Origin of the sequence: Staphylococcus sp. SM3655, from assembly GCF_016917315.1 — a bacterium.
Taxonomy (GTDB): domain Bacteria; phylum Bacillota; class Bacilli; order Staphylococcales; family Staphylococcaceae; genus Staphylococcus; species Staphylococcus aureus.
This window is the reverse complement of the sequence record NZ_CP070305.1, coordinates 1925565-1941598: the sequence shown is the minus strand read 5'-3', so window position 1 is coordinate 1941598 and position 16034 is coordinate 1925565. Positions and strand designations below refer to the sequence as shown.

The window sequence follows — 16034 nt, the reverse complement described above, 5'->3', positions numbered from 1 at the left end:
TCCTCCTTAAATCATTACTATTTGAATAATGTTCTATAGGTAATGTGCGTTTTATCTTTTTTAGTTTTACCACCTAAGTCAGTAATGTGTGCTCTACCAAAACCTTGGATGGATATTAAATCATTTGCTTGTAATTGAAAATCTGCTGAATCAACAATAGTGTGATTCACTTTAACACGTTTTTTTTCAATTAGTTGTTTCGCAATCGTACGTGATTTACGTATCATTTCTTTAATAACAACATCTAACCTTAAAGAACTAACTGTTGCACTTTCATTTTTCCAATTCTCATTAGATTGTATCATATCTGTTACTGGAATAGTATAAAGTTTAACTGATGCGCCTTTAATACGTTGTAATTCTAACATAATAAATGATTCCAATCTACTTGTCAAAACAAATTGAATTCGTTCATTCACAATTATATCTCCAACTTGTTCGCGTTCGATACCTAAAGACATTAATGTCCCTAAAATATGTTGATGTTTTAAAGTGACGAATTTTTCAGGATACTCTATTTCCATTAAAGTTAATTCAAAGTCACTTTCTTTAGGTTCATAATAGTTCGGCGAAATGATTGCTCTTTTTCTTTCAGCATTAGGCCCGCCATAAAAAGAGACGTTTAAATCTTCATAACTGCCACAAATCACTTCCAATATATATTGCCCTCTTGAATCTAAAAAATGCGTTAATACTGGTGCATAATGCTGTTCCGCTTGATCACATTTATCCGTTAGCTGATCAATTAATTCGTATTCTTCCTGTCTAAAGTGTTGATAAATATCTATGTTAATCACTACCTTAAAAAAATTATAAAATACCATCTATTGCCCTTATATTCAGAAAAATACATATCAAAAACGAGGCTAAAGTATCATGTACCCTTGCCTCGTTATGTCGCTTAATTTATTGTAATTGAATTAAAATCCAATTAAAGATTTGGAGTAACCCTTTTTGGAATAATACTAAAACGATAATTGCAGCGATTGATGATATGTCGATAATTCCAATAGGTGGAATTACTTTTCTAAATGGTTGTAAGAAAGGTTCATATATTTTCGCTAAAAAATAACCTACCTTAGTTTCTCTAATACTTGGTACCCAAGATGTAAAGAAATATATAATCATGCCGAAATAATAAATTTCAACAACAAAAAGGATAAATTTAAATATTGTAGCTAGCACATTTATATCCATATGTTAACTCCTTAGTCGAATGAATGTTCCATATTTTCAATATGGTCTGTAATGCTTCCAGCTACTTCCACATTATCAGGCGTACATAAGAAAATATCAGTACCTACACGTTGGATATCTCCACCGATTGCATAAACAGTACCGCTTAAAAAATCAATAATTCTTTTCGCTGATACTTTATCAATACGTTGTAAATTGACAAGTGTCGCACGGCGGTTTTTAAGCTCATCTGCAATATCTTGTGTATCTGAAAAAACACGTGGTTCGAATAAACACATTTTTGAACTTTCTTGTGATGCATTGTTTGGTGTAGCATTGTTCATAGTTACAACATTACGTGAATTATTTTTTGAATAATTAGACATACGGTTATTCCTTTCTTCTGACGTTGTTGTATATCTTGATGCAGATTTTTGAGGGACTGATTTGATTGCGTTTTGTTTTGTTGTTTGTTGTGACTGCTCTTTTGCTGGCGCTTCATTTACCTGTTGTTGTTTGTCAGGTACTTCTACTTCCTCTTCATCATCTATTACAAAAAATCCACTAAATAAATCTTTTAAAGCCAAGTGGCTCACTCCTCTTCTCCTACAAGTTTAGTCCCAATTCTAACAAACGTCGCACCTTCTTCAACTGCAATAAGATAGTCATTACTCATTCCCATTGATAATTCATCACAAGGCGCATATTCTAAATTGAGTCGTTGTATTTCTTCTTTTTTCAAACGTAACTGTTTAAATAACGATCTAATATATGCTTCATCATCTGTCAATGGTGCCATCGTCATTAAACCTACAATTTCGATTTTGTCATATTTTTTAAGATCATCTATAAACTGATCAACATCTTCTAAAGCAATACCATGTTTAGAAGCTTCTCCCGAAACGTTCACTTGCAAGAAACATTTAATTTTATGTTCTGCACGTTTGTTAATTTCTTTGGCTAAGCTCAATCGATCTAAAGCATGGAAATAATCTACGTCGTTTATAACGTCCTTAACTTTTCGAGATTGTAATGATCCTATAAAATGAATCACCGCATCTGATGGTAATGCTTCTTTCTTTTGAAAAAAGCCTTCCAATCTATTCTCACCAAAATGTCTTATTCCAGCCTCATACGCTTCTTTAGCTCGCTCTATTGTAACATATTTTGTAACTGCAATCACGTTTGGTTTTGTTGAAAAATTATTTTTTTCACTTTTGTCATTAATTTGTGTTGAGATTTGTTGTAAATTATCTTTCACACGCAAACATATCTCCTCCTTGTTTACTGTTGACCAATGAATGCTAACATGCGTCCTGTTTGACCTTTTTCTAATCGATAAGAGAAAAATAATTCTAAATGTTCAGATGTAGCATACGCTGTCGTATAAATATTTTCTTTAGGAACACCATAATAATTTAATAATTCAGCATTGGCTTTTTTCAAATCAATACCATGACGATCTCGTCCTCTAGTTTCAATATAGTTGGCACTATCAATTGGCAATGTTTCAAATTTATTTTTAATATCATCATTAATTTCATAACTTGATGATGTAGATGGTCCAATAACGACATGTAAGTCTTTCAAATCAAAGTTCACATGTTTTAGCACTTCTTTTACAATTTCAGTATAGGTACCACGCCAACCTGCATGCGCCAATGCAATAAAATGATGTTTTGTACTATAAAAATATACTGGTACACAGTCTGCATAACACATCGTTAATAAGACATTACTATCATATGTGTACATCGCATCAATACCATGAAGCGCATCAGTTAAAGTGTCTATATTTGTGCCTATATCATCCTTTGTAATACAAGCGACTTTATTTTCATGTGTTTGGATGGGAAACACCCAATTTTTTCTATCAAACGCAATTTCTTCAGCTAATTGCAATTGATGTTGAGTAATATTATATGGGCGATCATCAATATATCTCGCCATATTAAAAGCATTTTTAGGATAGTCGCTTAAACCATCTCCTCTAGTTGTAATACCTAGAGTAATACCTTGTTGTAATAATTCTTCATATATTAAATGATGCGGTTGCTTTTTAAAATTATCATTCACTCGATCGTCACCATCATTTCATTTAAATTATCTTCGTCTAACTGTACAAAGTTAATAATTATATAATATAACATTTATGTTTAAAGTTAAAATGTTGCGCAAATAATTTTTGACTTAATTTTGACACGATACTTAAACACTTTTAATGACTTCGAAAAACTTAAATGTCCTTCTACATGTTCTAAAAATTAGTAAAAAAATCATCAGATATGTTATCTGATGATTTGTGTTGAATTATTTGTGTATATATATTAACCGATTAACGTCTTGTTCTTCTTGAACGTCTTTCTTCTCTATTTCTAATGAAGCTTGGAATATCATCTTCTTTAGTTGTATGCGTTCTTTCACTTACACTATCAGTTGCTTGTGCATTTGATGAATTTGAAGTGAATGATTCATCTTTAGAAGTTGCATTGCTAGAAGTATTTACGCTTGTTCCGAATCCAGTGCTACCAGATTTACGACCATGTGATGTTGGTTTGTCATCAAAACCAGTTGCAATAACTGTTACAACAATCTCATCTTGTAATTCAGGATTAATAACTGTACCGAAAATCATATTAACGTCTTCATCTGCAGCATCTTGGACAATATCAGCAGCCTCTTGTGCTTCAAATAATGACAATGACTCGCCACCAGTAATATTCATAAGCACACCTTGTGCACCAACGATAGATGTTTCAAGTAATGGAGAAGAGATTGCTTTTTTAGCAGCTTCTACCGCTCTATTTTCACCAGAAGAAACACCAATACCCATTAATGCAGAACCTTGGTTAGACATAATTGTCTTAACGTCTGCAAAGTCTAAGTTTACTTCACCAGAAACAGCGATTAAGTCTGAGATACCTTGTACACCTTGGCGTAACACGTTGTCAGCTTCTTTAAATGCTTCCATCATTGGCGTAGATTTGTCAACGATATCTAATAAACGGTCATTTGGTATAACGATTAATGTATCTACTGCAGCTTTCATAGCTTCTACTCCAGCAGCAGCTTGAGTTTGACGTTTACGTCCTTCAAAACTAAATGGACGAGTTACAACACCAACAGTTAATGCGCCCATTTCTTTTGCAATTTTAGCAACGACTGGTGCTGCACCAGTACCAGTTCCGCCACCCATACCAGAAGTAACAAATACCATGTCTGCACCTTGGATTGCATCTTCAATTTGTTCACGAGATTCCTCTGCAGCTTTTTTACCGATTTCAGGGTTAGCTCCTGCTCCTAAACCACGTGTTAATTTTTCACCGATTTGGATTTTAGATTCAGCTTTAGATAAGTTTAAAGCTTGACCGTCTGTGTTGATAGCGATAAATTCAACATTATTCATTCCGTGGTCAATCATTCGGTTTACGGCGTTGTTACCGCCACCACCTACACCAATGACCTTTAAAGTCGCTAAATGATTAAATCCTTGTTCAAATTCTAACATTTAAATTTCCTCCTAGTTTTATTGGCCAATAATCATTCAAATAGAGATTTCATTAGTTTTTTGAATTTACTTTCTTCTTTATCTTTGTCTTGAACATGTTCATGATTCTGTTTATGTTCCTGATGATTATCTTCTGATTGATAAATTTCTTCATCTGTTGACTCTACTTCATTTTCATGAGTATCTTTTTTGTTTGTTTTACGTTTAAACCAATCAAATCCGCCTAATTTAGATTCGTTATCTTTGTCTTTCACATCAATAACATCTTCTTCAGTTTCTTCATTATCATGATAATTAATTGTAACATAATCTAATAACTCATCAAAAGCGATACTACTAGAAATTGTAGAAATTGCTGAAGAAAATTCAGGTTTTCTAATTCCCATTTGTGATGGCGTGTGAATTCTAACTTTTTCACTTACCATATCTGATAATAATTCTTTTACGCCAAGTAAGTTTGCAGATCCACCAGTTACAATAAACCCACCATTTACTTTTGTTAATCCTAAATCTTGTAAAACATCAAATACTTCGAAGAATATTTCTTCTACACGCGCTTCAATAAAGTCACTCAAATCTTTTTGTGTATACTGTACTGTTTCATCACTATCAACCTGTTCAACAGTGAAGATATCTTGATCTGAAGCAGAATCATAGAATGCATGACCATATTGGTGTTTAACTTTTTCAGCAGTTTCATAAGAAGTGTTTAATCCTTGTGCAATATCGTCTGTAATATCACGCCCTGCCATTTCGATAGAATCAGCATCTACTAATTCACCGCGTTCATAAAAAGCAACTTGCGTAACGTCTTCACCAATATCAATGACACATGCACCTAACTCTTTTTCAGTAGCTGTTAGGATTGAACCATAGTTATATGCATCAGAGTAAACATCTAATACATCAACACCACATGCTTCTACGCATTTAATCATATTAATTAAAATCGATTTTTGAATAGCAATTACGCCTGCTTCAACCTTTAATGAATGTCTGGCAATTAATTCTTTAGGGTCTGAAACCTCATTTTCTTTATCGACTATAAAACGAATCGGGAACACATTAATTACTTCTGTTTCTTGCACATCATTTTTTTCTCTAATACCTTCTAATACTTTTTCGATATGTGAACCGTTGATTTCTGTATCCTCATAAAAGTCGATTTCATTTGATTCATCATAAACTTCCGTTCCAATGATAGGTAATTTCAGGAAAACTTCTTTAATATCAACACCCGAAGCGATTGATGCCTTTTTAATTGTGTCTTTGATTGCTTGTCGCGCAATATCAAAATCATCAATTAAACCATTTTTTATACCGCTCGTGTAGGTTTGTCCTGTACCTATCACATTTATACCATTGTGAAATTTCTCGCCTACTATTGTTTTTACGCTTGATGATCCAATATCAATACTTACGTAGTAATGTTCTTCCATAGATAGGCACCTCCTGACAAATTACTATTAAAAAAATACACTATCCTTAGTTTACAATACGTTGAATGGCTTGTGAACTATAAACATAGACAATATCAAAATTTTTTAATTATTCTTACTTGATTGTTTGTTAATTTTGTTTAAAACGCTTTGTAATTCTTCTTTTGCTTGATTTTCCTCTTGAGATGATTTAGTCACATTTTTATCGCTTTCTGATTGACTAGACGTGTTTCCACGGTATGGGATAAATGAAGCACCGACTGATAAATCAATATAGCCTCGTGTTTTTAGTTTACCCGAACTATCCCTTGATAATGATTGTGACATCTGCGGATAATATTTCATTTTCTTAGATATCGTCGAAATATCACCGATTACTTGAAGTCCATCTGTCGTAAACAATTCAATTCTGCTTTGTTTGTTTTTACTTGGGGCGTATGTCACTTCGGCAATATATCGTCTAACTTCAGGTGTCATTTCAGATAACGCCTTAATCATATCATCTTCTTTTGTACCTTTGAAACCATCCATGACAGGTGCATCATTAATTTTGACATCATTTGAACCTTTAAGCAATTTACCATTTTCTAATAAAGGTAAATATTTACCTTTATATTTCACTAAAGCAATAATTTCATTTTCTGTGATATCTACGTTTAATGTGTTTGGTAATTGCTTGTGTATCTCAACACTTTTGATTAATGGATTCTCTTCGAGATCATTAATAGCATTTTTTTTACTAAACGTATACATCCTTGAATCATTTTTAACACCTAAAACTTTGTTTATCTTTGAAGTACTAACGTGATTATTTCCATTTATATTTACATGCGCAATTTTACTAAGTGGTGAAAACATGTAAATTAATATAACACCAATCAACAATACCAATATTGTAATAACACTGTATTGGATTCGCTTTTGTCGCTTACGTCTTAACTTCCGCTTTTCTTCAAGTGTTAATGGCTTTAATTGTGTTACTTTACTTTTTCGTTCTTTTTTCGTTACTGTTTCCTCATCAATCGAGTCGCTATTTTGTTCTTTAGGAGCTGATTGAGGTTGTTCGTTGTCGACTGAAATTACATTCGATTCATTTTGGTCGTCAATTTCTTGATTATATCTATAATCCTCATTTTCAATATTAGAGTCTGTAGAATCATCGATATTATTATCATTCGCATGACTAGAAGCAGAATCATTATTTTTATCATTGCTTTCTTCTTTTTTGAAGTCTTTATTTATCAAGTAAATTTCTTCATCAAAATCAGCTTGTTGAGATGTATCATCTTTATTTTGATTAGAAAAATGTGTAGCCTTTGATCTTTTTCTTTGCCGTCTTTTCTTAGATGTATTCCTCGTAAATAATTCTAATTCATCTTTATCTTCATTTGATTCTTGTTGATCGTTCTTCGTTTTATCATCCATCAATACTCACACCCTTTAATAAGATGGTAAATGGGCACGGAATCTTTCAATAAATTTCTCTCCACGCTCTTCAAAAGTACTATATTGATCCCAACTCGCACAAGCAGGTGACAATAATACAACATCATTTGGTTCTATAATATCTTGTACTTTATCAACAGCGTCTTCGACATTGTTCGCTTCAATGACCGATTTCCCTTGACTATTACCTAGTTTAGCAAACTTAGCTTTCGTTTGTCCGAATACAACCATCGCGCGAACATTTTCCATATAAGGAATGAGTTCGTCAAATTCATTCCCTCGATCCAAACCACCACATAACCAAATGATTGGTTGATTAAATGAATTTAAGGCAAACTGTGTTGCTAGCGTGTTTGTTGCTTTGGAATCATTATAATATTTATTAGTTCTATTAGTACCAACATATTGCAATCTATGCTCTATTCCTGAAAATGTAGTTAAACTATCAATAATTGCTTTAATAGGTACACCAGCTAAAATACAAGCAAGCACAGCTGCTAATATATTTTCTAAATTATGTTCACCAGGCAATACTAGATCTTCAGTGTTAATAATACGAACACCTTTATAAACGATAAAACCATCTTTAATATAAATACCATCAACTTCTTGTTGAGTTGAGAAATACAATGTCTTAGCTTTTAATTCTTCCGACTCTATCACTTGTCTTTGATGATAATTACAAATCAAATAATCCTCTTCCGTTTGATTTTTATATATTTGCTTTTTAGCATTTTGATAGTTTTCTAAATTTTCATGGTAATCTAGATGCGCCGAATAAATGTTAGTAATTATAGCAATGTGTGGTTTATACTTTTCGATTCCAAGTAACTGGAATGACGACAACTCTGTAACTAAATAATCTGTAGGCTTTACTTCTTGTGCTACTTTAGATGCAACATAACCAATATTGCCGGATAATCTTCCAGTTAAGCGACTTTTTTTAAACATATCTCCAATTAGAGAAGTAACTGTCGTTTTACCATTTGTACCCGTTACAGCTATGATTGGTGCTTCAGAGATTAGATAACTTAACTCAACTTCTGTTAAAATTTTCAAACCTCGTTTCACTGCTTCATCAATAATAGATACTGTATAAGGTATTCCAGGATTTTTAACAATTATTGGATTATTATCAAGCAACGTTAATGGATGACTTCCACTTACAACAGAAATGCCCATAGATTCTAAATCTTTTGCATGAGCATCTTGTGATAAGTCTTTTCCATCATTGACAGTTACATTCGCACCTAATTTACTTAATAATTTAGCTGCTTCATAACCACTTTTTGCCAAACCGACAACTAATACATTTTTATTTTCTAACCCTGTATAATTAAGCATCTTAATGCACTCCAATCCATAAACCGATTAAACCTGAAATCAGACCAACAGCCCAAAATACTGTAACTACTTTCCATTCGCTCCATCCTATCAATTCAAAATGATGATGAATCGGACTCATTTTAAATATACGCTTTCCAGTCAATTTAAAGCTAGCGACTTGTAACATAACAGATAATGTTTCAATTACGAATACTAAACCTATAAAAATTAATGATAATTCCTGATTAAGCATGATTGAAATGGTAGCAAATATACCACCTAAAGCTAAGCTACCTGTATCTCCCATAAACACTTTAGCAGGGTTAATGTTATATGGTAAAAATCCTAAAAGTGCAAACAACATAATGATACAGAAAATACCAATTGCCGTTTCTCCTAACACAAAGCTCATGATGGCATACATTGTAAATCCGATAATTGACAGTCCAGTTGCTAATCCATCTAAACCATCTGTTAAATTTACTGCATTAGAAAAACCTACTTGCCAAAAAACAATGAAAATAACATATGCAAATGATAGTGGGATTGCTACATTCGTAAATGGAATATGTATGCTCGTAGAAAAATTCACCAAATGAAACACATTACTTAAAACAAAGAATATAATCGCAATACCAATTTGCGCCAAAAACTTCTGTTTACTTGTTAAACCTTGGTTATTCTTTTTAACAACAATAATATAATCATCTATAAAACCAATTAACCCAAAACCAATCGTCACAAATAATAACAGTATGATTGGATTAGCTTGATCTACAAATATAATAGCCACCAAAGACGTTATCACAATACTTAATAGAAATGTTAGTCCACCCATCGTTGGTGTACCAGTCTTCTTCATATGGCTTTGTGGACCTTCTTCTCGAATACTTTGACCAAATTTCATCCTTTTTAATGTAGGTATTAAAACAGGTACCAAAACAAATGTAATCACTAGCGCTAATAACGCATATACAAAAATCATAACTATCTCCTCTTCTTAATCCAGACTTTTTTAACCACTAATATATTATCAATTTTTCAATTAAATAAACAAAGTTGTAATCAAAATTTATAATTTTTCTTTTTTACGGCATAAGAGGCCAGTATAAAAAGTTTGCCTATAACAAACAAGTTAATCTGACCTCGTCTACCTTAAAATTCTCTATCAACACTTATTTATAAAGATTAAATGAAGATGTTGTTTTCTATCACAGCATTACTTTAGTAAAAACAAATAGTGACAATACATCCTAATTTAATGTAGCCATTCTTGTTAGTCCGACTTATCCTTGTCAGTTTTACTGTCAGATTTCTTCTTATCATCTGAATTTGAATCAGAATTATTCGTCGAATTGCTGTCTACATTCTCTGATGAAAATTCTACGTCTATTTTATCTTTTTCAGTAAGTTTTTGTCCCTTACTAATTGATTGGTGGGACACAAAACCGCTACCTTTTAAATTTACTTTAATATTTGTTAGGTTTTCAAAAGCAATGACATCTTCTTTCGTCCATCCTGACATGTCAGGCATAGTTAAGTCTCCATCTGTTAATAACAGTACTTTACTATGAGGTAAGACTTTATTCCCTGCTTTTATAGATTGTGCTTTTATTTGTGTGCCAGAACCAATAGTAACTGGTTCTAATGATTTTGCACTCACATTATCAATAGCTTTTTGTTTGTCTTGACCTTCAACATCTGGCACTTTACTATACTCTGCATTAGATGTGTCATCTTTTGATTTACCTACATTTAAATATTTCAAAGTATTTTCCATTATTGGTTTAAACGCTTTACTAACACCTAATTCATAAGCTTCTTGGTCATTTTTTTGTGCCAAGCTCATACCAGCGTATACAATAACTTTAGGATTTTTCTTCGGCGCGTCACCCATAAAACTTACAAAATATGGGTTTGGACCTTTAACGTATCCACCACCATTAGGTGCAGCGACTTGTGCTGTACCAGTCTTACCTTCGACCTCATAACCATCAATACGATAGTTTGCAGCGTGACTCTTCTTACTATTCACAACTAAATCCAATTGCTTTTCAACTTTTTCAGCAGTATCTTTTGTTATTGGTTTGCCTGCGATTTGTTTTTGCCCTTTATAAAATTGTCTTTTACTAACAGGATTTTCAACGCTATTCACAAACCATGGTTTTAACATATTACCATCATTAAAGAACGCTGATTGCGCTTGTAACATTTGAACAGGTGTTACTGTTGTCGATTGACCAAATGATGACGTTTTTTGTTGCAACTCATTACTCCATCCAATTTGACCAGGTGCTTCTCCATCAAACATACCTTTAGTTGATTTTCCAAATCCAAATCGTTCATACCAAGATTTCATTTTGTCTGCACCAACTAAATCTTGTAAATGCATCATCAATGTATTAGATGAATAAGTAAATCCGAGTGACATTGGGATTTCACCCCAACCGACTCTATTCCAGTCTGAAATACGTGAACCCATAATATCTCTATGTCCAGATTTATATTTCTTATCAGGATCAAAAGCACCTTCTTGAATAGCAGCTGCTAACCCATATGATTTAAATGTTGATCCAGGCTCGTATGTGTTTTGATAAAGGTCATTTGCCCACTTTTTACCAAAGTCTTTACCAGTTTCAGGATTAAATGTTGGTCGCTGACTGTATGCTAAAATTTCTCCAGTTTTGGCATCCATGACAACCGCAAATAAATCTTTCGGCTGGTATCTTTCAACCATGCCATCTAAAGCTTCTTCAACAAATACTTGAATATTTGAATCGATTGTTAAATGGACATCATCACCACGTTTAGGCTGCTTCTCTTTTTTAGTATTTGGTGCGATATATCCCCAAATATCATGAATATATCTCAATGATCCTTTAGATCCACTTAAATAACTATCAAAAATCTTTTCAACTCCAAGTGCACCTTTAAGTTCACCAGTATCCGGATTTTTCTGAGCTCTACCAATTAAGTGTGATGCAAAATTGCCATTTGGATAAAAGCGTTCTGTTTCAGGCAATAAAGAAATACCAGGCAAATTCATTTTCTCTATTTTCAATTTGTCCTGATACGTTAAATTTGTTCCTTTGCGTCCAAATTCAATTTGGAAAGCTTTCTTTTGACTAAGTCTCTTTTCAATTTCCTCTGGCTTCATATTAATGACTGTAGATAATTTCTTTGCAGTCTCTTTTTTATCAACTACATGCCTAGGTTTTTTAGAATTGGCACTCGCCTTTTTATCTATTACTGCAACAAGTTTATATCTTTCTACATCTTCTGCTAGCACTTTACCATTACGATCATATATCTTTCCTCGTTCTGGTTGTTGTGCATTCTTAACTAAATACTTTTCATTTGCCTTCATGACTAAATCTTGACCATTAGAATGTCCAGTAATCATGATATATGAAATTCTTAAAACCAATATAAAAAAGAGCAGTCCGAATAAACCAACAAGTAGGACTGCCCCTATTTTATTTTTTTTAATTTTAATTTTTTGCTTCGCCATTACTACGCACTACCTTTACATTATCGTTCTCAAGGCTCATCCCCTGTTTCTTAGCCTTTTCGTATATGCGTTCATAAGAAGAATTCTTTTTGATTTCAGATTGTAAAGCACTGTTTTCACTTGATTGTTTATCTATTTTATAATCTAAATCTGCAATCTTTCCTCGCGTATCATACGCATCCATTTTTAAAGATAGCATATAAATACTTAACATAGCAATTACAGTAATCAAAGTTATGTATAAAACTTTTTCAAATTTAGTTAATTGTACAACCACTTTTCTCGAAACAGTCTTCTTTTCGGGCTTAGTTTGTGGTTGTTGCTTCGGTATACTATTATAAACTTGTTCGTCATATGGTTGGTACACTTTTTCTACAGCCATTATAAATTGCTCCTTATTTAAGTATTTCAGCTACACGTAATTTCGCGCTTCGTGCTCTGTTATTGTCATCTAAATCTTCTTCTGTAGCGGTAATCGGTTTACGATTAACACGCTTTAACTTAGGTGTATATGCTTCTGGTATAACTGGTAATCCTCTTGGTACCTCTGGACCTTTTTCATATTCTTGGAACACCTGTTTACATAAACGATCTTCTAAAGAATGGAAAGTGATTACCGAAATCCTGCCATCTACTTTCACTAATTCAATCGCTTGTTCTATTGAATCTTCAAAAGCTGACAATTCATCGTTTACTGCAATTCGTAGTGCTTGAAATACTCGTTTTGCAGGATGTCCGCCTTTTCTTCTTGCTTTTGCAGGAATACCTTCTTTTATAATGTCAACTAATTCTAATGTTGTTGTTATTGGTTGTTGTTCGCGATGTGCTTCGATTCTTCGAGCTATCTGTTTTGAAAATTTCTCCTCGCCATAGCGATAAAAAATCTTCACTAACGCTTCATATGACCAATTGTTAACAATTTCATATGAAGCGTTAGTTCTTGTGTTTGGTCCATACGCATGTCTAATGTTGCGTCATGGTGATAACTGAATCCTCGTTCTGGAATGTCGAGTTGTGGGCTTGAAACACCCAAGTCGTAATAAATTCCATCTACTTTTTCAATGTTTAAGTCTTTTAATATTTGAGTTAATTCACGGAAGTTGCTATGAACAAAAGTCACCTTATGCAAATGATCCTTTAATACCTCTTTAGCATTATCAATTGCAGTTTGGTCTTGATCGATTGCTATTAATCTTCCGTCGTCATTTAATTGATTTAGTAAATAAAGGGCATGTCCCGCTCCACCTAGCGTACAGTCAATGTACACACCATTTTCTTTTACATTTAAATAATCAATGGTTTCGTTTAACATAACGCTGATATGATGAAACACTTCAATTCCTCCATTTTAAAAATCAAAATCTATTAAATCTTCAGCAATATCTTCGAAACTTTCTTCAGATTCTTCATAGAAATCATTCCAAGTTTCTCTATCCCAAATCTCAATACGATTTGAAACACCGATTACTGTACATTCTTTAGTTAAATTAGCGTATTTCCTCAAGTTTTGAGGGATGTTAATACGCCCTTGCTTATCAAGTTCTACTTCAACAGCACCAGAGAAGAACATACGCATAAACTTACGTGCGTCTTTTTTTGTCATAGGTAAGGTTTTCATTTTCTCTTCAATCTGTTGCCATTCGTCTAGAGTGTAACCGAATAAACATTTATCAAGGCCTCTTGTGATAATAAAACGCTCATTTAAGTCATAACGAAACTTGGACGGTATAATCATACGTCCTTTTGTATCTAATTGATGATCGTATTCTCCCATGAACATTTTTTATCACCTCACCTTATATATAATTTACCACATCTCCCCACTATCCACCACTATTTATACAAAATTTGTGAAATTTATTTTAAAAAACAAAAAAATGCCCGATTTATCATTAAGATAAATCGGGCTAAACCCTTGGTATATTAAGGTTTTATAATAATATGATCAAAAGTGTAAGAAAGTGGTGGATAGGTGGAGGGCTTGAACACATCTGTCCCAAAATCATTCAAAATTTGAAGTGGATTCCATATTCTTTCTTGTAATCCTCCCATTGGATGGAGTGTTTCTTGAATTTCTCTAAATTGCTTCATACTGATGTCGTTTTCTCTTTCAATGTTTAAAAGATAACGTTTTAACAAATAATCATACTGTTGTATATGAATTTCATTATTTTTATTCACAAGGTTAATATTATTTTGATTCCCCGCCACTTCATCTAATAAGTCTTTGTTTAGACGACGCTGTTGTTCAATCATACCTTCTACCTTTTCAATAAATTGATGTGATGCTTGTTCTCTAATAAACTTACTTCTTTCTCCTTCAACACCATCGACTAACACTTTTTCTAATGGAATATTGTATTTCGAAAGTAATTTTTCTATACGGTCATTTAAATAAGTAATTCTAAGCCTTGGCATCACGATAGGCATTTCAACATCAAATAGTTCAAATACATCTTTTAGTTCAGCCCAGTACTTAATTTCACTCGGTCCTCCAACAAATGCCACCGTGTTAAATAACCATTCTTCCATTAATGGTCTTGTCACTACATTATTAGAAAATAATTCAGGTTGATTTTCCGCAATATTTATAATTTCTTCCTTTATATATGTCTTATCTGTTTTATTTAATTTAAAATGCTTACCATCATACGAAACTAATTGACGCATATTTTCATCATGTAAGAATAAATGAACATTTGTATCTGTTTGTATCATCGCATTCAAGCCTTGATTTTGAGTACGTTGTTGTGTTGCTCTAAAAGCATCATCAAGCAACTGATGTTTTTTCAAAATCTTTTTAAACATAGGCGCTTCCATTTTTCTTAACGGCTCAAACTGCGCATCTATAAATAGAACGCCATATGCTTTAAATGTTTCATGCAGTAGTGCTTTAAACATATCAGTCCACGAGTCATATTGGTCAATAATTCTGTCACAAATCTCCAGTAGACCTTGTGTATGAACAGTTTCTTTCATATGAATGAACATCGTTTTTAAAGTTTGTTTCAACTCAGCCTTATCAGGATAATATCTAGAGACAGTCGTCTCTGGCATCTCCATTGTATGATATTTAACCTTATGCAGCGACCCATGATTTTCGTTATAAACAAATGTATGATTCACTTCATCGAAATCATGATCTTCTCCTGCAATCCAAAAAACTGGTACTACTTGTTGCTTATGTGTATCCGTTAATTCCTTAGATAAAGTAATGATTGAAAATATTTTATGGAATGTATACAATGGTCCCCCGAAAAGCCCTGCTTGTTGTCCACCAATCACAACTTTTGAACCATTAGCTAAATGTTGTATGTTTAATTCTTGTTCACTTGAAAGCTTTAAATCACTCATATATTCACGAATAACATTCGCTAATGCCGCTTCTCTTCCATTATTTTCTTTAGACATCCTTTTTTCAAAACTAGTTTGTTGAGCTGCATCATATTGAAATAATCCTGTTATTACAGGGTCACTGCTCTTTATTTTTGGTATAAACTGATCTTTTTCATTTAAACTAACTACTTTACAGTCCATGTTTTTTCTCCTTAAGTACGCGATTACAAACTATAGTATAAAGTCTATACCGGTGATTGACAATTTTACGGCTTGAAAATCAATTTAATCA

Annotated in this window: 14 protein-coding genes and 1 pseudogene; all 15 read right to left on the bottom strand. The window is 32.8% G+C overall.

The features are described from left to right. Positions 1-17 precede the first annotated feature (17 nt). A complete protein-coding gene (locus JQN76_RS09575; RefSeq protein ID WP_000607105.1) occupies positions 18-797 on the bottom strand; it encodes a YlmH family RNA-binding protein in 780 nt (259 codons plus the stop codon). 109 nt (positions 798-906) lie between these two features. Next, on the bottom strand, positions 907-1197 hold the full coding sequence (locus JQN76_RS09570) for a YggT family protein (RefSeq protein ID WP_000354114.1): 291 nt from the start codon (positions 1195-1197) through the stop codon (positions 907-909). An 11-nt stretch (positions 1198-1208) separates the two neighbouring features. Beyond that, complete coding sequence (locus JQN76_RS09565; protein WP_000018608.1) at positions 1209-1772, bottom strand: cell division protein SepF; 564 nt, start codon at positions 1770-1772, stop codon at positions 1209-1211. Further along, entirely contained in the window at positions 1769-2437 is a 669-nt protein-coding gene (locus JQN76_RS09560; protein ID WP_001548498.1) for a YggS family pyridoxal phosphate-dependent enzyme, read from the bottom strand. Before JQN76_RS09560 ends, JQN76_RS09565 begins: the two co-directional genes overlap by 4 nt. Before the next feature lie 23 nt (positions 2438-2460). Continuing rightward, entirely contained in the window at positions 2461-3252 is a 792-nt protein-coding gene (gene pgeF / locus JQN76_RS09555) for a peptidoglycan editing factor PgeF (protein ID WP_000999342.1), read from the bottom strand. A gap of 259 nt (positions 3253-3511) precedes the next feature. Further along, positions 3512-4684, bottom strand: coding sequence for a cell division protein FtsZ (gene ftsZ, locus JQN76_RS09550; protein WP_000888997.1), 1173 nt, complete (start codon positions 4682-4684; stop codon positions 3512-3514). A 32-nt stretch (positions 4685-4716) separates the two neighbouring features. Further along, entirely contained in the window at positions 4717-6123 is a 1407-nt protein-coding gene (gene ftsA, locus JQN76_RS09545) for a cell division protein FtsA (RefSeq protein ID WP_000391032.1), read from the bottom strand. 105 nt (positions 6124-6228) lie between these two features. Then, complete coding sequence (locus JQN76_RS09540) at positions 6229-7548, bottom strand: cell division protein FtsQ/DivIB (protein WP_000342186.1); 1320 nt, start codon at positions 7546-7548, stop codon at positions 6229-6231. A 15-nt stretch (positions 7549-7563) separates the two neighbouring features. After that, positions 7564-8913 carry a UDP-N-acetylmuramoyl-L-alanine--D-glutamate ligase gene (gene murD / locus JQN76_RS09535; protein WP_000935991.1) on the bottom strand — a complete coding sequence of 450 codons (1350 nt, stop codon included), beginning with the start codon at positions 8911-8913 and terminating at the stop codon, positions 7564-7566. 1 nt (position 8914) lies between these two features. Beyond that, positions 8915-9880 carry a phospho-N-acetylmuramoyl-pentapeptide-transferase gene (gene mraY, locus JQN76_RS09530; protein ID WP_000578458.1) on the bottom strand — a complete coding sequence of 322 codons (966 nt, stop codon included), beginning with the start codon at positions 9878-9880 and terminating at the stop codon, positions 8915-8917. A gap of 291 nt (positions 9881-10171) precedes the next feature. Next, positions 10172-12406, bottom strand: a complete 2235-nt coding sequence (locus JQN76_RS09525; RefSeq protein ID WP_001118663.1) for a penicillin-binding protein — start codon at positions 12404-12406, stop codon at positions 10172-10174. Further along, positions 12387-12788, bottom strand: a complete 402-nt coding sequence (ftsL, locus tag JQN76_RS09520; RefSeq protein WP_000257598.1) for a cell division protein FtsL — start codon at positions 12786-12788, stop codon at positions 12387-12389. The genes JQN76_RS09525 and ftsL overlap by 20 nt, the downstream gene beginning before the upstream one ends. Before the next feature lie 13 nt (positions 12789-12801). Further along, positions 12802-13718, bottom strand: a pseudogene (rsmH, locus tag JQN76_RS09515) (16S rRNA (cytosine(1402)-N(4))-methyltransferase RsmH). Between the two features lie 36 nt (positions 13719-13754). Continuing rightward, on the bottom strand, positions 13755-14186 hold the full coding sequence (mraZ, locus tag JQN76_RS09510; RefSeq protein ID WP_000480800.1) for a division/cell wall cluster transcriptional repressor MraZ: 432 nt from the start codon (positions 14184-14186) through the stop codon (positions 13755-13757). A 143-nt stretch (positions 14187-14329) separates the two neighbouring features. Next, positions 14330-15943 (bottom strand): bacillithiol biosynthesis cysteine-adding enzyme BshC, encoded by a 1614-nt coding sequence (gene bshC, locus JQN76_RS09505; RefSeq protein ID WP_000340475.1) that lies wholly within the window; start codon positions 15941-15943, stop codon positions 14330-14332. Positions 15944-16034: the final 91 nt, after the last annotated feature.